The organism is Erwinia sp. B116, assembly GCF_002865965.1.
Classification (GTDB): Bacteria; Pseudomonadota; Gammaproteobacteria; order Enterobacterales; family Enterobacteriaceae; genus Erwinia.
Genome location: NZ_JRZZ01000004.1, coordinates 173,739 through 193,884 on the forward strand (window position 1 = coordinate 173,739; position 20,146 = coordinate 193,884).

The 20,146-nt window shown below is 63.1% G+C and carries 12 protein-coding genes and 1 tRNA gene; 5 read left to right on the plus strand and 8 right to left on the minus strand.

Annotation, left to right across the window (positions count from 1 at the left end; genetic code table 11):
* From NV64_RS04975 to NV64_RS04985, 3 genes are all read right to left on the minus strand, one after another.
* The coding region (locus NV64_RS04975; protein ID WP_101505441.1) for a hemagglutinin repeat-containing protein at positions 1–7,925 on the minus strand (7,925 nt) is incomplete at its 3' end.
* A gap of 17 nt (positions 7,926–7,942) precedes the next feature.
* Positions 7,943–8,461, minus strand: a complete 519-nt coding sequence (locus tag NV64_RS04980) for a toxin-activating lysine-acyltransferase (RefSeq protein ID WP_101505442.1) — start codon at positions 8,459–8,461, stop codon at positions 7,943–7,945.
* Between the two features lie 2 nt (positions 8,462–8,463).
* Positions 8,464–10,176 carry a ShlB/FhaC/HecB family hemolysin secretion/activation protein gene (locus tag NV64_RS04985; RefSeq protein WP_056235763.1) on the minus strand — a complete coding sequence of 571 codons (1,713 nt, stop codon included), beginning with the start codon at positions 10,174–10,176 and terminating at the stop codon, positions 8,464–8,466.
* A 555-nt stretch (positions 10,177–10,731) separates the two neighbouring features.
* On the opposite strand from NV64_RS04985, the gene NV64_RS23895 reads away from it, so the two are divergent.
* Both NV64_RS23895 and NV64_RS05000 read left to right on the plus strand, forming a co-directional pair.
* Positions 10,732–11,433 (plus strand): DUF2946 domain-containing protein, encoded by a 702-nt coding sequence (locus tag NV64_RS23895; RefSeq protein WP_233208923.1) that lies wholly within the window; start codon positions 10,732–10,734, stop codon positions 11,431–11,433.
* 83 nt (positions 11,434–11,516) lie between these two features.
* Positions 11,517–12,932 carry a PepSY domain-containing protein gene (locus NV64_RS05000; protein WP_101505443.1) on the plus strand — a complete coding sequence of 472 codons (1,416 nt, stop codon included), beginning with the start codon at positions 11,517–11,519 and terminating at the stop codon, positions 12,930–12,932.
* Between the two features lie 93 nt (positions 12,933–13,025).
* Here the strand turns inward: NV64_RS05000 and NV64_RS05005 are convergent, their stop codons facing one another.
* From NV64_RS05005 to NV64_RS05015, 3 genes are all read right to left on the minus strand, one after another.
* Positions 13,026–14,012, minus strand: a complete 987-nt coding sequence (locus NV64_RS05005) for a nucleoside hydrolase (protein WP_056235756.1) — start codon at positions 14,010–14,012, stop codon at positions 13,026–13,028.
* A complete protein-coding gene (locus tag NV64_RS05010; RefSeq protein WP_101505444.1) occupies positions 14,009–15,043 on the minus strand; it encodes a LacI family DNA-binding transcriptional regulator in 1,035 nt (344 codons plus the stop codon). The genes NV64_RS05005 and NV64_RS05010 overlap by 4 nt, the downstream gene beginning before the upstream one ends.
* A 77-nt stretch (positions 15,044–15,120) precedes the next feature.
* On the minus strand, positions 15,121–16,512 hold the full coding sequence (locus NV64_RS05015; protein WP_101505445.1) for an MFS transporter: 1,392 nt from the start codon (positions 16,510–16,512) through the stop codon (positions 15,121–15,123).
* Positions 16,513–17,173: 661 nt separating this feature from the next.
* Here NV64_RS05015 and NV64_RS05020 point away from each other — a divergent pair.
* The gene (locus tag NV64_RS05020) at positions 17,174–17,734 is read left to right on the plus strand and encodes a histidine phosphatase family protein (protein WP_101505446.1); all 561 of its coding nucleotides are present in this window, start codon (positions 17,174–17,176) and stop codon (positions 17,732–17,734) included.
* Positions 17,735–17,840: 106 nt separating this feature from the next.
* Here NV64_RS05020 and NV64_RS05025 read toward each other — a convergent pair whose 3' ends face one another.
* Positions 17,841–18,425: a TetR/AcrR family transcriptional regulator gene (locus NV64_RS05025; RefSeq protein WP_101505447.1), complete on the minus strand. Its 585-nt coding sequence runs from the start codon at positions 18,423–18,425 to the stop codon at positions 17,841–17,843.
* 153 nt (positions 18,426–18,578) lie between these two features.
* Between NV64_RS05025 and NV64_RS05030 the strand changes: the two genes are divergently transcribed.
* Positions 18,579–19,391 carry an SDR family oxidoreductase gene (locus tag NV64_RS05030; RefSeq protein ID WP_101505448.1) on the plus strand — a complete coding sequence of 271 codons (813 nt, stop codon included), beginning with the start codon at positions 18,579–18,581 and terminating at the stop codon, positions 19,389–19,391.
* 159 nt (positions 19,392–19,550) lie between these two features.
* Positions 19,551–19,627 (plus strand) — tRNA-Ile (locus tag NV64_RS05035).
* A gap of 144 nt (positions 19,628–19,771) precedes the next feature.
* Here NV64_RS05035 and NV64_RS05040 read toward each other — a convergent pair.
* Positions 19,772–19,918 (minus strand): hypothetical protein, encoded by a 147-nt coding sequence (locus NV64_RS05040; RefSeq protein ID WP_199177623.1) that lies wholly within the window; start codon positions 19,916–19,918, stop codon positions 19,772–19,774.
* Between the last annotated feature and the right edge of the window lie 228 nt (positions 19,919–20,146).

Below are 20,146 nucleotides of genomic sequence, written 5' to 3' on the forward strand. Positions count from 1 at the left end.
ACCACCGACACGTTATTGGTCGCATCGTAATACACCGTGGTGTTCCCCCGACTGGAGGTCGCGGCGCCGGTTTTAATGGTGTTTTCCACCACCGAAGGCATGATGCCGCGATCCTGCATTCTATCTAAAGCGTGGCCGGAATACTCCCGGTTACCCACGGTGCTGGTCTGGTTACGCACCGGCTGATAGGACGGATTTTTCGGCTGGTTCATCTGGTTGTTCTTGCCACCGAGCGGCAGCGCGGCTTCGCTGGTCGCCGGCGTTGCTGGCGTGCCCCCGGTGCTGCTGCCGTTACTGCCGCCGTTGCCCGCCGTGCCGCTGCCGGAACTGCCGGTAGCACCGCTGCCGGTTGTAGTCCCTTTGCCGCTGCCGGTGGCAGTGCTGGCTCCCTTACCGCCGCTGCTGACGGCCGCCGGACTGCGCCCGCCGAGCTTAATACCACCGCTCATTGCGCTCAGCGCCGCACCGGCCAGCAGCTGCGCCCGTTGCTCATCGATGCCGTAACGGCTCTGCAGCTGTCTGGCGAACTCGGTGCTGGAGACCACGCCTTCGGCCTCAATCTGCTGGGCATAGAGCGCCGACATATCGCTCTTCATCTGCCACGGCACGTCGTCGTTGCCCAGCACCCGGTCGATCGCTTCGCGCACCAGCATGCCGTTGGCGGCCACGTCGCCGAAGTTGGCCTTACAGGCCGTCGGATCGGTGGCGCAGACCGCCACCAGCTGGTCCTGCTGCTTCAGGCTCAGCGTCTGCATCTCTTTCCTGACCGCGTCGCAGTCACCGCGCTGCTTACAGCCCTGCGCTTTGGCGGCAAACTTATCCAGCTGATCGGCGCGCAGATAGTTGTTCTCCACCGCGTTTTTGCCGGTGTTATAGGCATCCACCGCCCCGGCCGTGTCATCACTGACCAGCGCGCCACTCAGGCTGGCGGCGATCAGCGCCAGGTTCTTAATGGTCTTCTCCTGCTGGCCGCTCAGGTCGGCCACCTTCACGTCCGGATACAGCGCCTGATGGATGGCGCGGATCGCCAGCTCGCTGCCCCCCGCTCCGATCGCCCCGGCCGTCGCGTTCTGGCCGCTCATCTGCGCCACCACGCCGCCCAGAATGGCGTGGGCGAAGGCGTTGGTGGCGATCTCCTGCGCGGTCGGGTTTTTCGGATCGTTATAGGTCAGATCTTTGATCTTACCGGCCAGGTAAGGCGCGGAAGCCTGCGCCAGCGCCTTCGCCGGGTCACCTTCCGCCAGGCCGCCAATCGCCGTCACCGCCGCGTTGGCCGCCATTTTATAGGTGCCGTCGGCCTCGTAGCCGTCCATGTTTTTCTTGTACGCCGAAGTAGCCTGCACCGCGTCCCAGTACGCTTTGTGCGCTTCATGGGTCGCGCCCCAGCCCGGTGCATCCTCGCCCAGCTCCGCAATGCCCTGACGCTGCGCGTAGAGCTCATGTTCGGTCAGCACGGTGTTCACCGCCGAACTGGCGACCGAACCGATCAGCTGCACTTTCTGCAGGCGCTTCTGCTCAGCAGCTTTGTCGAAGATTGGGCTGAGGGTCTGGTTGGCGTGTTCCACATCGCGGCTCAGTGTGCTGACGTCCTGCTGCTGCTGGCCGGCGTTACGCACGATCAGCGTGCCGTCAGAAACGGCCGAGTAGGTGGTGCTGGAGCCGTCGCCGGATCGCTGAGACGCTGACATGGCGTCCGGTGCCACGTTCTGCCCCAGCTGGGTGAGGATCGGCGTGACCGGTTTGGTTTCGGCAATCTGATCCTTCGGCGCGGCGCCGTCGTTCTTGTTATCCTTCGGCAGGCCGAAGCTGCTGCTCAGCCCGACGCCGACGCTGGAGGTGCTGAAGTCGGCCTGGTTAATCAGATCGCTAAAGCCCAGCGTGCCGGTATCCAGCCGGTTATTTTCCGCAGCGGCCGTGCTGCCAATCACCGCGCCGTTCAGCTGGGTGTGGTTGCCAACGGTGACGTCGTAGCCGCCGTCCCCGGCGAAGATGCCGCTCTGCTCCTGCACGCTCTGGTAGTTGCTGTCCAGCTTGCTGTTGTTCACCGACAGATTGCCGCTGACGGTCATCGAGCCGAAGGTGAACTTCAGCCCGCCGCTGACGTTTTTCTGCTTCGAGTCGACGTTGTTGCTGTCCTGCTCGCTGGTGAGGGTCAGATCGCGGCCCACGTCGGCCACCACCCGATCGGCGCTGACCTGTGCCCCGGTCAGGGTGGTATCGCGGCCGCTGAGCAGCGTCACCTGGTTACCGGCGTCCAGCGTGGTTTCGTTATGGGTCACGCCGTCGCCGTGCTCTTTGCCGCTGCCTTTGCTGCCGCTGAGCGACACCGAAATGCCCCAGCCGTCGCTGCCAACGCCGATGCCGACGCCAACTTCGCCGCTGCTGCTGCTGTTTTTGCTGCTGCTCAACTGGCTGTCCTGCGATGAGCGCAGACTGATATCGCGCGCCGCCGACAGCAGCATCGCATTACCGGCCTGCAGCTGGCTGCCCTGCACGCTGATATCGCCGTCGGCGGCGGTGCCGTCGCTGCCGGTGGCGAAGATATTCAGGTCATGCGCCGCCTGGATGGCGCTGGCCGCCGAGGTGATCGCGTCGCTCTGGCTTTCGCTGTGGCTCTGGCTGGCCCCCAGCTTCAGCTCAATGCCGACAAAGCTCTGGTTCATCGGATCCTGCAGCGCGCTGCGCACTCCCTGCACCGCCTGGTAACCGTCCAGCCCGGCTTTCACCTGCTGCAGCTGCGCCACGCGCTTATCCTGCTTGTCGGTCTCCAGCTCGGAGATGGTTTTCGCGGTGTTCAGCGCAGTGCCCACCGCGCCGGAGAGCGCCAGCGTCAGGCCGCTGGAGCGCTGTTCGCTGGTGCCGCGTTTGCTGGCGCTATTCTCTGCCGATTCGATGGTGACGTTTTTTCCCACCAGACTGATATCGTTGCCGGCGATCAGCTGCGAACCCTGCACGCGAAGATCGTTCCCGGCGGTCAGCGTCGCGTCACCGTTAACTGCACCGACGGTGCTGCCGCGCGCGGTGGTGCCGGTGCTCTCTTCGGTGACCTTATTCAGGGTCGAGCCGAGGGTAAAGCCGATGCCGCCGCTGCTCATCAGCCCGGATTTGGTCTTCTGCGTCATCGACCAGGCATCACGCTCCTGTTCCGCGGTAGTGACGTTAAGATCGTTACCGGCACGCAGCGTCAGCGCGTCATCTGCCGCCACGTCGCTGCCGCGCACGGTCAGGTCATGGCCGGCACCGGCGGTAAGGGTCGCGCCGCCGAGGCTGCTGCCTGCGGCGGTCTGCTCATCGTACCCGGCGCGGGTGGTGGTGGTATTTTTCGACAGGAAGCCGGAGCCTTTCACCTTCGAGGCCATATCCAGCGAAGCGCTGTTGCGCGCGCTGTCGATCAGCAGATCGTTGCCCGCCGTCAGGGTCAGCGCGCTGGCGGCATTCACCGTCGCCCCTTCGCTGGTCAGGTTACGCCCGGCCTGCATTGCCACATCACCGTTGCCGGTGACGTCGCTGACCACCCGGGTGCTGCTCGCCTGGCTGACATGGTTGTCTTTGTCCCACACCAGCGTATCGCTGCGGGCGGTGCCGACGCTGGCGAGGGTGATATCGCGCCCGGCGAGCACCGTGGTCTGGCTGCCGCTGTTATTCAGGGTCGCGCCCTGCAGGGTAACGTCGCGCCCGGCCTGCAGCGCCAGCGTGCCGTCCTCCTGCTGCACGTACATGCCAGCCGCCCGCGACACGCTGTCGCGGCTGAAGCTGTTGCTGCCGTTAGTGCTTTCCGCATGGGTGGTCGGCGAGGCCAGGGTGATATCGCGCCCGGCGCTGGCGGTCAGCGCGGTCTGCGCCTGGATCAGGCCGCCGTTGTTGACCAGATCGTTACCGGCCAGCAGCTGCACCTTGCCGCCGCTGATAATGCCGCCGACGTTGGTGATGGTGTCACCGCTGATGTCCAGCAGCTGGCTGGCGTTAATTTTGCCCTGGTTAAGCATGCCACCGCTGACGCCGATCGCCACGTTGCGCCCGGCCAGCAGCGCGCCGCTGCCGTCAATATCGCCCTGCTGTACCTGAGCGTAGACCTGCGGTGCCAGCACCTGCTGGCGGCTGCCGTCGGCCAGCGTGACTTCGCGGGAGACCAGCCACACCATATCGCTGGTCACCTGCGCCATCTGATCGGCGGTCAGCGCCACGCCCGGCGTCAGGCCGAACTGTTTCGCAAAGGCGACGCCGGACTCCATCAGCGCCTTGTACTGCTCTTCATCACTGTCGTAACCCGCGAGGTAGCGATCGCCGGTCAGTTCGACGATCTGCTCGCGCACCAGCCGCTGCTCGTAGAAACCGTCGCCAAGGCGCTTCTGCGTGGCGCCCGGATCGCTGGCCAGCTGCGCCAGCATATAGTCGGAGCTGAGCCAGGTTTTCTGGTTGGTAAAGCGCGGATCGGTTTCGATCAGGTAGCCGCTGTCGGTTGCGGGCCGGGTAATGAACAGGCTGCCCTCCGGCACCGAGGCATCAGGGATCTGCGAGCGCACCACCAGGTTATCTTTACCCGCGATTTCAATCCGCTGGCCGCCCGGCAGCGAGGAGAGATCGCCGCTGTTAACCGGCACCGCGCCGGCCTGGCTGGCGGTAAAGCCGTCTGCCACCGGGCCGGAGAGGTTCACCTGGGTGTTGCCCTGCACCACGTTCGGCTTCAGGGTGATCTGCTGGATAACATCCGGCGGCGTGTAGGGCGAGGCCGACGCCTTCTGGCTGTCTTTGCCCTTCTTATGGATGCGATCCCACTCGATCACCTGGCCGACCTGCGAAATAATCTGCTGGCCGGGCACGTCGGCGTTCTGCAGCCCGGCGCTGGCCAGCAGCAGATCGCCACCGGCGATAATCCGGCTCTTGTCGTTCAGCGTCTGGTCGGCGTTGATCGCCAGGCTACCGCCGGCGAGGATCTGGCCCGGATCGCTTTCCACGATCTGATCCTGCCAGATGCTCTGGGTGTAGCTGTACTGGTAATAGTGATCCTGATTACACACCACCCCGGCGATGCAGATATGCTGCACCTCATCCTTGTAGAAGGTAATGTCGTAGTCCGCGTCGTCGTAGTGCACGCCGTTGTTCAGCGCCACCACCATATACTCGTTTTTCTGCTGGTCGGAGACGTGCATCAGCCGGGTACTGAAGCGATCGTTGATGTTGTTAAGCCGGGTGGTATTGATCAGCATATTGCCCGCTGACTCAATGGTGGCGCTGTGGTTGTTAATCACCCCGGCGCGGCCGCCGGCGGCGAAGTTCTCGTCCAGCCAGCCGCCGATCGACATATCGCCGTCGCTGTAGATCAGGCTGTGTTCGCTGTTGTTCAGCGTGCCGACGCCCAGATCCAGGCGCTGGCGCGCGGCAATCGTTGCGCTGCTGCCGCCTTCGGCGAGGTTATTCAGTTCAGCCGCCTGGATCGACAGCTGGTCACCGTAAAGCCGGCCGCTGCCGATATTGCTGACGCTGGCGGCACGCAGCACCGTCTCCACGCCGTCGATCAGGCCACGGTTGGTCAGCGCCCCGGCCACGTTAACCAGCGTGCGCAGGCCGCTGATTTCACCGCTCTGCCGGTTGTTCAGCGCAGCACTGCTGAGGTTCAGCTGCTGACCGGCGGCGACTTTGCCGCCGTTATCCAGCGTGCCCTGTACGTTCAGATCGAGATTGCCGTTGGCGATGGTGCTGCCGCCGCTGGCGAAGTCGCCGCGCACGCCGAGCCGCAGATCGCCCAGCGAGAGAATATCGCCGCTGCCGCTAAGGCTCTGCGCGTCGGCGGTCAGGGATTTGCCGGCAATCAGCGTGCCGCCGTCGTTGGCGATGGCCATGCCGCTGTCGCCGTTCTGCAGGTGCAGCGCGTTATCGGCTGAGATCTGGCCCTGCTGGTTGTTAAGCACCGCGCTGTTCACCGTCAGATTACTGCCGGCAACGCGTCCCTGCTGGTTATTCAGCTGCGCGGTATTAAGGGTAAAGTCCTGCTGGCTGAGCAGCGTGCCGCTGCGGTTATCGACGCCGGCGGCGTTGAGGTTCAGAGAGCCGGTCGCCATCAGCGTACCGCCCTGGTTGGCCAGCGACGCCGCGTTCAGCGTCAGCCCTTTGGCGGCCACCGCGATGCCCGCCTGATTATTCAGCGTATTGTCGCCGCCGTTCAGGGTGAGCTGCTGGCCGACGATAATGCCGCCGGCGTTATTCAGACTGCCGCTGTTAACGGTGACGTCCCCGGCGGACTCCAGGCGTCCGCTGCGGTTGGTCAGGGTTGCACTGCTGACGGAGAGATCGCCGCCGGTGGCAGAGATCAGCCCGCCGTCGTTGTTCAGCCCGGCGGTGCCGTTAGCGTCGGTACTGGCTGCTGCAGATGTGTTGTTACGGTTTACCGCGTTAGCGCCTGAAGTCTGCTGGTCGCTGGTCAGCGCCAGCGCACCGCCGCTGACCAGCTTGCCGTTGCGGTTATCCACGCCGCCCTGCGCGCTGAGTTCCATCCTGCCGCTGCTCTGCAACACCGCGTTGCGGCTGGCCAGCGTGCCGTGGGTGGCCTGCACGCTGACGTCGCTGCCCGCGCTCTGGCTGCCGCTGAGATCCACCGCCGCCGCCTGCACGCTGAGCCTGCCCGGCGCGAGGTTCTGCCCGTTGCTGGTCAGCTGGCCGCTGGCGGTCAGCGAGAGATCGCCGCTTTTGCCGAGGCTGCCGTCGCTGTTCACGCCAGCGGAAAATACCGAACCGCTGCTGCCGCTAATCTGCCGCGCGCTGGCGCGGGCGTTACGCTGCGCCGCTACCGTGCCGCTGTTGCTCAGGCTGCCGCTGACTTTCGCCTCCACGTCGCGCTGGCCGTACAGCGTGCCGCTGTTGGCCAGGCTTTTGCCGTTAAGCTGCACGTCCTGGCTGGCGCCGATCGCGCCGCTGTTCTCAATATGTCCGTCGGCGCTGATGGTGACGCTGCCCGCCTGGGCACCGATCGACCCGGCGTTACGCACGCCGACGCCGTTTTCGGTACCGACCAGGCGAATTTTTCCGGCGTACATGCCGCCCAGCTGTGCCACGTCCAGCGATACGCCCGGCCGCGCGGCGTCATCCGCCGCGCTGTCGGCGGTGGCGCTGGTTTTCGTGGCGCTGCCGCTTTCGGCATCCACCCGGTTCCTGCCGGTGGTCACCTTCAGATCGTTGGCCCACACGCCGCTGTTGACCTTCACCGTGCGGGCAATCAGATCGGTGTAGTCCTGGCGGCTGCTGTCCATGCCCGCGCCCTGCACCACGATCTCGCCGCCGTCGACCTGATAGCCGCGCAGCTGCTGGCCGTCAAACACCGGTTTACCGGTGGTCAGCGTTGAGCGGCTGGCGTTGATAAAGCCGCAGCCGTCGCAGCCGATCCCCGCCGGGTTGGCGATCACCACCTGCGCCTTCTGCCCGGCCACTTCGATATAGCCGTTAAGCTTGCTCGGATCGCGCGAGTTGACCTCATTGAGGATGATCTTCGCCTCGCCCTTTGCCAGCCACGGGTTGGCCGCCACCCAGCCGCCCTGCTGGGTCTGCACGTTGCGGTGGGAGTTATTGAGGATCGCCCCTTTCTTATCAACGTCAAACTGGCTGTAGGTATTGCGCGACACGCCCGCCGCGCTCGGGGTCTGGATATTGACCTGCGGCGTGCCGTTAGCCGACTGCACCACCGTCGGCTGCTGATTCCCCGGTGCCCGGCCGTCGGCGACGATGCCGGCGGCGCTGGCGGCAGGCAGCAGCGCCACCATCCCCAGCGCGCTGAGCGTCACCCACGCCACCGGTGACAATTTGCCGATCAGCTGGCTGAGCGTATGGCCTTCGCCGCTGGCCGGGCCCTTACCGTGCCCGCGGCCGTTTTCTGCCACCACCATCAGCAGGCCGCGCGCCTTATTGAAAATAACGCGATAAAGTTTGTTGTTCACCGGGGGATCCCCTTCAGTTAACGGCTGGCCAGCGGCGTCTCTCGCTGCCAGCGGTCAAAGTCCTGATGCGTTACCGCATCGCCACGAAAATGGTTAACGCGCAGGCCGCGCTGGTCACCTTTGTGATCCAGCGCGCGGGCGCAGAGGTGGGGAAACAGCGTGCCGCCCACCAGACGGCGCAGGGCAAACATCTCGCCAAACGGCGCGATCCAGTCGCGGAACCACAGCCGGTCGCCGCTGTGCCAGTCGCGCTCCTGCACGTGAATGCCGGACTGCGTCAGGTAGCGATGCTCCGCTTCCTCGTCCTTCCACGCCCAGCTGAGGAAGAACAGCGGCTGCTCGTCGCGCAGCGCCAGCGCAAACTGGCGGTGCTTGATGGCCGGCAGCAGTAGAGTCGGCAGCGCGCTGAGCGGGATATGCCGGTGCCGCTCTGAGTGCATCCACAGCCAGCTGCTGGCCCCCAGCACCTCCGCCTCGCTGAAATTACCGCCGAGCAGCGGGCAGATCACCCGCATGCCGTTAACCGGAATGCTCATGCTCAGTACTCCCAGCTCAGGTTAAAGCCGAGGCTGACCGGGCTGGTATCGAAGTCGTCCGATTTGGAGAACGGTACCCCGGCAAACAGGTCATAGCCGGTGTTGAAGGCGTTGCCGCGCAGGCCAATCACCCCGCCCGCCAGGTGCTGGCCCGGCAGCAGCTCGCGGCTGTTTTTCACTTCGCCGTAGTCGGCGCCGAGATACAGTTCCTGGTTCGGCAGCGGCGTGCGCCATGCGATATCGTTACGCACGAACCAGCCCTCATCGCCGTTCAGCGTGCGGTAGCCGTCGAAGCCACGCACCGTCCAGCGGTTGCCCAGCGCCAGCTGATCCTGCGGGGTCAGCGCGTCGTGGGTCATCTGGCGCTGGTACTGCACGTTGTAGCGGAAGGTCTGGTCGCCGAGGTGGAACGGCAGATTGTACTGCGCGGAGAGCTGGACGATTTTCGCCAGCGCGGTGGCCTCACCAAAGCTCTCTTCCGGGGCCGGCATCGCGCCGAACCAGCGTGTGCCGCGCTGATAGCTGGCCGCCAGGTCGAGCGTCGACTCGCCAATGTAGTGGCGGTGCTGCAGCCCAAGCCGCCAGGCGGCGGTGCGGCGGCGCTGCACTTCGATTTCGGTGTCTTCCAGGTAGTTGCGGGTTTCGCGGGTCAGCACCTCGTAGCTGAACGAGGTTTTCTGGCTGCCGCTGCGGTGCAGCACGCGGCTGAGCTGGAAATTGAGCGACTTGCTCTTGCCGCGATAGCTGATGTCACCGTTAAGGCCGGCGAGGGTCTGCCGGTAGTCGTAGTCGCTGGCGGTGACGCCCGCCATCCAGTAGCCAAACGGCACCGAGTAGTGAGCGAGGTAATTCTTGCTGCTCTTGCCGCCGCCGGACTGCAGGTCGTGGCCGCCGGAGACGTAAAACAGGTCGCTCAGGGAGAACGGGTTATCCACCGACAGCGTTAACGACCCCTGGTAGCGGCCGGTGGTTTTGTCACCGGCGTCATCCAGCGAGGCGCCAAGCCGCCAGTGGCGATCCTGCTGCCACTTAACGTTGATATCGCTCTCGCCGGGCTGCTCACCGGGGACGATCTGCATATCCGCCTTTACCGTCGGCAGCCGCTGCAGGTTCTCCAGCCCCTGTTCGATATCACGCAGGTCCAGCAGCTCGCCTTCACGCGCCGGCAGCGCGCTGTAAAGCTGCACGTAGCGGTCGCTGTCCGGCGTCAGGGCGATTTTTCGCACCTTACCCGGCACCAGCAGCAGCTTCAGCGTGCCCTTATTCAGATCCTGCGGCGGTGCCAGCACCCGGGCGGTAACGTAGCCGTGATCCACCAGCCGGTTCTGCAGCGCGCTCATCAGCAGGTTAATGCCCTTGCCGCCGAGGCACTGGCCGCGCGCCTGGTCAGCCAGCTTCTGCAGCGGCAGCCAGTGCGGGAATGCGTCGGTGCCGCTCAGCTCAACGCGCTGCAGCGCGAAGCACGGTTGCTCGCTGGGGAAGGTCAGCGTACTGAAGAAGCTGCCAGGCGCCTGCAGGCGCACGTCGGGCGCTGTCGGGGCCAGCTGGCGTTCGGCCGCGCGCTGGCGCTCCTGCTGGTTAATCTGCTGCTGATTACCCAGGTTGCGATCCACGTCGGCCGCGGCAGAGGCGGCGGTGTGAAATAATAACAGTGCAGCCAGCTGGCTAAGGCGGACAGGGGGTATCCGCAACTTGACAGACGCATTCCGTAGCATAGTGATGCCCTGAGTCTAATTATTAACGGGTATGGGTGTTTGCCGGATACCTTATCGCCTCGCTTACCAGGAATGTTCTTAAACTTACGTTTTATTGACAATTTACTGACAATTCAGCGGCGGGCGGATGGGAGGGAGAGCGCAACAGTCATAAGATCGATAAATAAAAAAAACAAATAAAAACAAGTTACTGGTAAAAAATTCGCAGCAAAAAAAATGATACCCCTGAACGCTCGTTCATAACCTGAGCTAAACTGTAATATACAGAAATATCTTAAAACATGCCCTTAACCTGCTGAACGGGCCGCGCCGAATCACCGGCACAACCGCCCCTGACCGGCAATGTTGCAGCGCAGACGTTAATATTGCCGCTTATTATCCGTGGTTATTTCACGCGAATAATAATGCCCGGCGGTGATTATTTCCTCCGCCGCAGTCCCGGCGTTTTTACCTCTTTAAGCCCCTTTAAACGGCAGACGTTATGCGGATTTGCTGTAACCCTTGCCGGAAGCTTTCGGGTACAATCCCCCGGCATTTGCTACTGAAGGGACTGGCGTGTCACTGATCTCATTTTCGGCCACCCGCAGCCGCGCAGCCGCCTGGCTGGCGCTGATGGCCGTACTGCTGCTGTTTGTTGCCCCGGTGATTTCCAAATCACTGGCACAGCTGCGTGGCGATGAGATGACGATGAACGACGATCGCGCTGCGTCGTCAGCCACGGTCACTGGCACGGTCACTGGCGCTGGCGGCCATGCCAGCGGACCACATCGACCGGATACGGATCACGATAGTAAGCCGGCACATCTGATATCCGCCAGTCAGCACAACGCGGCTTCACACCCGATGACTGCCGCTGAGCACAGCGCAACGTCATACCCGATGACTGCCGCTGAGTACCACGTTTCTTCACACCCAATACCTGCTGAGCACAGCTCTTCCGGGCACAGTAGCGCAACACATCAGGCATCTGACGCTGAGCCCCGTAGCCCCGCGCATCAGATGTCCGCAGCAGAACACCGTGCGATGATGGAGATGGGCATGATGATGCCGTTCCATCACCCGATGTCGATGATGGATGACAGCGCCTGCGGCTACTGCGTGCTGCTGATCCACCTGGCACTGACGCTGACCGTACTCTCCCTGCTGTGGTGCCTGCGGCAGAGCGCCGCCCCCCCGGCCGTGCCGCTGGTTCAGGCCGTGGTCGCCCGTTTTGTTCCCCGCTTCTTCCATCCGCGCGCCCCGCCCGCCGTTCACTAATCCGATCTGAATCGCGCTTTTTTGCGTCGTGGCCCTGCCACGGCCGGGGTTTTATGCCTGTTATCCGGGCGGAAGGAATAATCATGTCTGAACAACACGGGCCAGCCATCGCGCTGGCCACCCGCAGCCAGAGCAGCGTGCTGCCGCTGCTGCGCCGTCTGCACTTTTATATCGGGCTGTTTATCGCCCCCTTTATCTTTATGGCGGCGCTGACCGGCACCCTCTACGTGCTGACGCCGCAGCTGGAAAACATGCTCTACCGCGACCAGCTGTTTACCACCGCCAGCGGCCCCGACCACCCGCTGGCCGATCAGGTGGCGCAGGCGACCCGGCTGATGGGGCCGGATGCGCGCATCGCCGCGGTGCGCCCCGCACCACACGACGGTGACACCACCCGGGTCATGTTCTCGCGCCCCGAACTGAACGCGTCAGAGACGCTGGCGGTGTTTATCGACCCGAAAACCCTGGCGATCAAAGGCACGCTGACGGTGTACGGCACCAGCGGCATCCTGCCGCTGCGCACCACGCTGGATAACCTGCACCGCAGCCTGCTGCTGGGCGATTTTGGCCGCCACTACAGCGAACTGGCGGCAAGCTGGCTATGGATTGCCGCGCTGGGCGGCGCGCTGCTGTGGGCCACCAGCCGCACGCCGCGGCTCAGAGCGACGCAGGGTAAACCGACCCGCGCACAGCAGACCGCCCGCCAGCGCCGCCGCCACGTTACCCTCGGCCTGCTGCTGCTGGCCGGGATGCTGTTTACCTCGGCCACCGGCCTCACCTGGTCACGCTGGGCGGGGGACAATATTTCACAGATGCGCGCCCACTTCGGCTGGCTGACCCCGTCGGTCAACACCGCGCTGCAGCCCACCGCAGCGATGATGAATATGAGCGACGATGAACACGCCGCGCACAACGGCCACGTGATGAACATGCCAGCCGGGGTTAAGGCTGCGCGCGTGGATCCGGCCCAGTTTGACAGCGTGCTGGCCGCCGCCCGCGCCGCCGGCATTGACGCCGCGAAGCTGGAGATCCGCCCATCCTACACCGCCGACAAAGGCTGGAAGGTCGGCGAGATCGACCACCGCTGGCCGGTACAGGTCGACAGCGTGGCGGTCGACCCGAACAGCAACCGGGTGCTGGATAAGGTGGAGTTTAAGGATTTCGGCCTGCTGGCCAGACTGACGCGCTGGGGGGTGGACGCCCATATGGGGGTGCTGTTTGGCCTGGCAAACCAGCTGGCGATGGCGGCCTTTGGCCTTGGGCTCTGCCTGATGATTATCATCGGTTACCGCATGTGGTGGCTTAAGCGTCCGCAGAGCGGGCGCCTGTCGCCGCTGGATACGCTGGCTGGCTGCTGGCAGCCGCTGTCGACCGGCACCCGCTTCCTGCTGCTGGTGGTTACCGCGATCGTCGCGTTCAGCCTGCCGGTGATGGGCATCAGCCTGCTGGTGCTGCTGGTGATTGACGGGTGGCGCTGGCGCAGGGCGACGGCAAAATAATCTGCCGACCGCACCAGCCATAAAAAAGGGCGGCGCATTTATGATGCGCCGCCCTTTTTGTTACCGCGGTGAACGGCGATTTACGTGTGCTGGTCAGCCTGGCGGCTTTGCCAGATAGCGTTCCAGCATCGCCACCAGCAGCTGGTTATCCACCGTCTGCAGCACGTGGATCAGCCCGCCGGTCGGTGGCGTAATGCCCACGTCCAGCCGCAGCGGCGGGCGGAAACGCCATGACTTGCCGCGCGTCATCCCCGGACGCAGCTCCACCTCAACGTAGAAATCGGCGGCGGTGGCGACCTGCTGATTGAGAAGCCAGGCCACCACCAGCGCGTCGTGGATCCAGCTGCCGGGCAGCTGCCGCACCTGGATCGAGTAATCAATCCACGGCCGCAGCGTCTCGGTCACGAAGCGCGCCAGCGGCGTGTCGATGGTCGCGATGCGGTTGAGATCCTGATGGGTCAGCAGCGTCTGGCTGGTCACGTCCATCGGCACCAGGGTGATATTCGCCCCGCTGCTCAGCACCCGTTGCGCCGCCTCCGGATCGATGCCGAAGTTGGTGTCCTTGATATAGTCGTCCAGCGCAAACACCCCGCCCATTATGGCGATCTCCTGCACCGATTCGGCCATCTCCGGATAACGCTCCAGCGCCAGCGCCACGTTGGTCAGCGGTCCGATCGCCACCAGGGTAATTTTTCCCGGATTGCCACAGATCAGCTGGCCGATGGCATCGGCGGCGTCAATATCCGGCGCGCTGAATGGCTGCGGCTGGCGTACGCCGCGCCACAGTTCTGCCTGCGGGGTGTTATCCACCCGCCCGTCCAGCGCCTGACGCCAGGGTTCGACGGGCTCCGCCAGCGCGGCGTCCGCGCCCTTCACCACCGGCACCGGCAGCCCAAGGCGCTCGATCAGATCTTTCGCCACGTTGAACCCCTGCTGGCTGGGCGTATTGCCCGCCACCGTGGTGATCAACTCCAGCTTCACCTCCGGCGCGGCGAGCGCCAGCGCGATGGCCAGCCCGTCGTCGACGTTAGCGCCGGCAATACCATTTCCTGGGTCACAATCAATAATTATGCGTTTCATTTATCGTTATCATCTTTTCGGGCTGACTGGCAGCCACAGGATTCACCAGGCTCCAGCCGGTGAGAGAACTCACGCAGCGTGGGCTTACCTTTCCAGCCGCGCAGCATGCTGATAGCGGCTTTGGCCATCTCTTCCACCGGCTGACGCGCGCAGGTCAGGGACGGTACCTGGAAGGCGGCCAGCCCGGTACCGTTAAAACAGACCAGCGCCACGTCCTCCGGTACCCGCAGGCCCTGCTCGGCCAGCCCGCGAATAAGCCCGATCGCCTGCGCTTCGTTGGAGGTAAACAGCGCCCGTGGCCGGGTCTGCCCCTGCAGCATCTGCTGCGCCGCCTGATAACCGCCTTCGCGGGTAAAGGGGGCGGTATACATCCACGCCGGGTTCTCCTGCAGACCCACATCGGCCAGCGCTTCACGCCAGCCGGTCAGCCGCTCCTGCGTATTCAGCATCTCCTGCGGGCCGGTGACGATGCCCACCTGCCGATAGCCGTGGCTGAGCAGGTGCGCGGTCAGCTGGCGCGATGCCGCCTGCTCATCCACCCGCAGTACGCTGACGCCCAGCGCCGGATCGACGCTGTCCAGCATCAGGAACGGTGTTCCGCTCTCCTGCAGCAGTTCGATCCACGGGTGGCGGTCGACGCTGATGTAGATCAGCCCGTCCACCTGCTGGCTGAGCAGGGTATTCAGCAGCTGCAGCTCGCGCTGGCGGCTGTCGCCGGAGTCGCCGAGCAGCATCACCATATCGTTCGCCAGCGCCTCCTGCTGCAGCGCATGCGCCAGTGACGCGAGGAACACGTTACTGACATTCGGCAGCACCAGACCGTAGGTCTTGCTGGTGCCGGAGGCCAGCGCCCGCGCCACGTTGTTCGGGCGATAACCGGTTTTTTCAATCGCCGCCAGCACCCGCTTCCGCGTGGCCTGTGCTACCGGGCGCGGGCCGTTATTCACCACATAGCTGACCACGGCAACCGAGGTTCCGGCCTCGCGGGCAACATCGGCGCGGGTGGCGCGTCGGGGTAGAGGTTTATCCAATTATCAGTTCCTTGTGAAAAACAACAAAGCTGGCCGGGGAAAAAACCGGCCAGCTTAACTCCCCCCTGCGCGCGTCCTCAGATCGCATCTTCCGGCGCGTTGAGATCGCGGCCACGGGTTTCCGGGGCAACAAAGGTGGTCAGGAAGCCGACCGAGGCCATCAGCGCAAAGTAGGCGGCGATCGGCCACCAGTGGCCGGTCCAGGCCAGCAGCGCGGCGGCAACCAGCGGCGCGGTGCCGCCGGAGAGGATCGATCCCAGCTCTTTCGCCGTCGCCATCTTGGTGTAGCGGTGGTGCACGCCAAACATCTCCACGCCCCACGCCGCCTGCACGCCGAAGATCCCCAGCGAGGCCAGCCCCATCCCGGTAACGATAGTGGCGATGACGATCGCCGGCTCACGCGAGTCGAGCAGCATAAAGGCCGGGAAGGCGTAGAGGATCAGCAGCAGGCAGAAGCAGCGGTAGGTAATGCGGCGGCCAAAGCGGTCTGACAGCCAGCCGGCCAGCGGAATAATCAGGAAGCCAAGCAGCGAGGCGATAAACACCGCGGTGGTGGCGACAGATTTATCCACCGCCAGCACTTTCACCACGTAACCGATAATAAAGCCCTGCGCCAGATAGGAGGGGCCGTTCTCACCGATGCGCAGGCCGACCATCACCAGGAAGGCGCGGCTGCGGCGCCAGAACCCACGGGTGTCGGCCACCGGCGGGCGGGCCAGCGCCTGCTGACGCTGCGCCAGCACTTCGGCCTGTTTACGCTCAAACACCGGGGTTTCGCGCAGGTTGCGGCGGATCCACAGCGCCACCAGCGCAATCAGCGAACTACAGAGGAACGGGATACGCCAGCCCCACTCCTGCAGCGACTGCTGATCCATCTGCAGTACCGCAAGCCACACCAGCGACGCCACCAGCGTACCGCTGTTCGAGCCGAGGGCAATAATCGACGACACCAGGCCACGACGCTGCGCCGGGGCATATTCCCCCAGCATCACCGTACCGCCGGAGAGTTCCGCACCGGCACCAAAGCCCTGGCTGAAGCGCAGGATCACCAGACAGGCCGGTGCCCACAGGCCAATTGACGCGTAGCTGGGGATCAGACCGATTAAGGTAGTGGAGAGGCCCATCAGGATAATGGTGGAGACCATCACCACCTTGCGGCCTTTGCGGTCACCCAGCCAGCCGAAGAACAGCGCGCCGATCGGGCGGGCAACAAAGCCAACCGACCAGGTAGCAAAACTGGAAAGTAACGCCATCGCCGGGGTGGCGTTGGGGAAGAAGACGTCGCCGAAGATAATACCGGCGGCAAGGCCATAGAGTGCGAAGTCGGCGTATTCCATCGCCGTGCCAAGCCAGCAGGAGAAGGTGGCCCGCCAGAAATCCTTGCGGCCTTCCGGGGTGGCTAAACGTTCATCTGCCGCCGAACCGGCCGGCGATGCTGCTTCCTGCGCAACGTGCTGAGGTGTAGACATGAAAAGTATCCCTGATGTGAGAAGTACGGTTCGCCCTGCCGCTGGCACCACCGCTTCCCGTCGGGAAAGGTGCCAGTGAGAGGACTGGTTCAATCATTACGACGAAAGGTGAAAGTAAGGTTCCCTGGTGTTGGAACACATATCCGCTACGCGTCTGCCGGCTTTATAATTAGCCAGTCATATAAGTAACGCGAAACAAATTCTTAACCTTCACGCCGCGATTAACCCTCCGGCACCGTGAATTTTCACTACGCCACTATTGTATCTACGCGTGTAGATAAATCAAGGCAGCAAGAGGGTAATGATCAGTTTTTCTTGACATTCACAACAACGGAAAACGGGAAAAACGAATAAAATCAATGCAATGATCTGCGTGAAAAATATGCATTTTTTTCCTGCTGCGGGGAAATGCCCCTGTTTAAGGCAAATTTCCCCGCCGTCCCCGGCCGCTGCACGCACGTTGTACCCCGCACAGATTTCAGCCAGATGACAGTTCAGGAAAACTGCGGCGTTTTTTTGGGTATGCCGGAAGTGGATGGCGGGGCTGTTTCGTCAGCGATCGGATTTACGGCTACGCAGGACAACGGGTTAGTTTTGGGGTTTGTCATCCCACTCCCCAGCCGTTAAGCTCTTTGCCTTTGTCGCTAACGGACCAATAACCATGACCATTACGCTGATGCGCCACGGCAAGTCCGCCCACCCGACCAGCGGCCGCTTTTCCTGCGGCGAGATGGTGGCCTGGTGCATCGCCTACGATCGCGCGGGCATCTGCGACCAGCCACCGGCCTCCAGCCTGCAGGCCGCTCAGCAGGCCGGCATCCTGGTGTGCAGCCCGCTGCCGCGCGCCCGCGCCTCGCTGAAGGCGCTAGGCAGACAGGCGCAGGAAGTCGCCACTCTGTATCGCGAAGCTGAACTGCCGGTGCCGCCGCTGCGCTTCCCCGCCCTGCCGCCGGTGCTGTGGCTGGTGCTGCTGCGCCTGCTGTGGCTGTGCGGCTACGCCCGCCAGGCTGAGTCGTACAAGGCGGCCTGCGCGCGTGCCGCCCGCGCGGCGGATAAGCTGGCCGACTACGCCACCCAGGGTGACGTGCTGCTGGTGGGGCACGGCGTAATGAACCGGCTGATTGCGCGGGAGCTGAGGAAGCGCGGCTGGCAGGGGGACAAGCCCGGCCGCCGCCACTGGGGGAGCGTGGTGTATCGCGGGCCTGGGGAACGAGTGCGATAACAGGGACGTGTTTAAATCAATCACCTGCCGCTGATACAACACAGACTACAGGTAGCGAGTAGGTTGTAGGGTTCAGCGCGGAGTATGTGATGCGTCCCGACGTGATTTAATCTGCGATCCCCAGCCGCTGGCGCAGCGCCAGCCGTGAGTCGGCCAGCCGTTCGGCTGCGCGAACGTCATCGGGGATGGCGCGCGCCAGCGCCATCGCGCCGATCATCTCCGCCTGCACCGAACGCGCCTGCCGCTGGGGGTCAGCCAGCCCCAGCCCGGCAATCTCCCTCGCCAGCAGCCCTTCCAGCGCCTGAATGCCGCCATCGAAACGCTCTCTTGCCGCCTCCGGCAGACGCCCCGCCTCCCCCGCCAGCGACGGCAGCGGACAGCTGGCCTGCGGCTCGGTGCGCGCCACGTCCGAGAGATACAGGTCAATCAGCATCCGCAGCCTTTCAGCGGCGGAACCGGCGGCAGACAGCCCCTGCAGACTCTGCGCAGCGTCGCTAAACATCTGGTCGATAACGTGCGCCACCAGATCGTCACGCGAGCTGAAATGGGCATAAAACCCGCCGTGGGTCAGCCCGACGCGCTTCATCAGCGCCGCAACGCCAATTCCTTCCGTACCGACGACGCGCATAATCGCCGCCGCCTCTTCGAGGATGCGCTGACGGGTGCGCTGCTTGTGGCTGGTCTCTGACATTGTTCACCTGGTGTATGGCCTGACAGGGCGGAGCTAGCAGAGTAATTATTATGATCGTCATATTCAACCGCCGCCGCGTATTGACATTCAATATGATGACCATCATATTAAGCCACAGGCAAAAATGATAACCATCATATTCAGGAGAGACCCATGACTCAGCAAGGCACAGCAGCGATTACCGGCGCATCCAGCGGCATCGGCGCCACCTACGCACAGCGTCTGGCACAGCGCGGCTACGATCTGCTGCTGATCGCCCGCGATCGCCAGCGGCTGGAACAGCTCGCCGCAAAACTGGCGCACGACTACGGCGTCAGCTGCCAGGTTCTGGTGGCGGACCTGACCCGCCCGGAGGAGCTGGCAAAGGTGGAACAGCGCCTGCGCGACGATGCCAGCATCAGCCTACTGGTCAATAACGCCGGAATGAGCGTGGAGGGGGATTTCCTCGACAGCGACATTGAACGGGTGCAGAGCATGCTGACGCTGAATATGCTGGCCCCCACCCGCCTCGCCCACGCGGCGGGCAACGCCTTCAGAGCGCGCGGCGCGGGAACGCTGATTAACGTCGCCTCGGTGCTGGCGCTGGTGCATGAACAGGCCAATGGCGCCTATAACGCCAGCAAGTCCTTCGTGCTGACCCTGAGCCGTTCGCTGACGCAGACGCTCAGCCCGCACGGCGTGCAGGTGCAGGCGGTGCTGCCGGGCATTACCCGCACCGAAATATTTGACCGCGCCGGCCAGTCGCTGGACAACATCCCAGCGCAGATGATTATGGAAGTGGAAACGCTGGTCGACGCCGCGCTGGCCGGGCTGGACCTGGGCGAAAGCGTCACTATTCCCTCGCTGGAGCGGCTGGAGAACTGGCAGGCGTTCGACGCCGCACGCGGCGTGCTGCTGCCCGACCTGTCGCTCAGCCAGTCCGCTTCGCGGTATCGCAATGGTGGGGGCAACAGCAGCCAGCAGTAACAGGGGCAGCGGTGGTGGTGGCAACTGTAGTCCGCATCAGAACTGCAGAAGCGGTTGAAATTTAACCCGTTTCAATCGCACGTTTTTGCCTTAAAAAGCATCATCTGGCTGCTAAACGCTGGATCGCATCGCTCAGTTACTTTATAATCCTGCGCCTCAGGCCCCATAGCTCAGTTGGTTAGAGCACGCGACTCATAATCGCTTGGTCGCTGGTTCAAGTCCAGCTGGGGCCACCAAATTTTAGCTTTAAAATCAGAATATTAAGCCACCCTTTAGAGGGTGGCTTTTTTTTGGTGCGTTCTGAGTGGCGGCAAAATGGCGGCAGGGATATCACGGCTGACAATGGCTAAATCATTGGGCCACAATCAGCTCCTGACTCCTTATGAACCTTTCAACCTGTCGAATACAACTCGGGCAAAGCCTCTGGCGATCTCAGGATTGTTAAGATATTGCGCCATTATATCCTGATGCGCGTCATTGCTATCCATGACCGCATCGTCAATCGCTTTCGGAAAATCGCCCAGCATGGCTTGCTCACGGGTATTGTTCGCAATCTGCAATGCGTGAGCACAAGCTACAAATGTGTGTATAAGAGCGATACATCTACGAACACAAGACAGAAAAGCTTATAAGTCAAATTCCACTGAAGAATCAAAGCCTACCACATAGTCATAATCTTCTGATTTAAAATAAAAAAATAAAAACCTGCCATAAAGACAAGTTGAAATAGCGGATTATAGATAAAGACAAAGAAA

Coding starts and splice junctions, on each gene's coding strand:
- NV64_RS04980 (WP_101505442.1), bottom strand. CDS start 8,461: ATGAGCATTCCGGTTAACGGCATGCGGGTGATCTGCCCGCTGCTCGGC.
- NV64_RS04985 (WP_056235763.1), bottom strand. CDS start 10,176: ATGCTACGGAATGCGTCTGTCAAGTTGCGGATACCCCCTGTCCGCCTT.
- NV64_RS05000 (WP_101505443.1), top strand. CDS start 11,517: ATGTCTGAACAACACGGGCCAGCCATCGCGCTGGCCACCCGCAGCCAG.
- NV64_RS05005 (WP_056235756.1), bottom strand. CDS start 14,012: ATGAAACGCATAATTATTGATTGTGACCCAGGAAATGGTATTGCCGGC.
- NV64_RS05015 (WP_101505445.1), bottom strand. CDS start 16,512: ATGTCTACACCTCAGCACGTTGCGCAGGAAGCAGCATCGCCGGCCGGT.
- NV64_RS05020 (WP_101505446.1), top strand. CDS start 17,174: ATGACCATTACGCTGATGCGCCACGGCAAGTCCGCCCACCCGACCAGC.
- NV64_RS05025 (WP_101505447.1), bottom strand. CDS start 18,425: ATGTCAGAGACCAGCCACAAGCAGCGCACCCGTCAGCGCATCCTCGAA.
- NV64_RS05030 (WP_101505448.1), top strand. CDS start 18,579: ATGACTCAGCAAGGCACAGCAGCGATTACCGGCGCATCCAGCGGCATC.
- NV64_RS05040 (WP_199177623.1), bottom strand. CDS start 19,918: ATGCTGGGCGATTTTCCGAAAGCGATTGACGATGCGGTCATGGATAGC.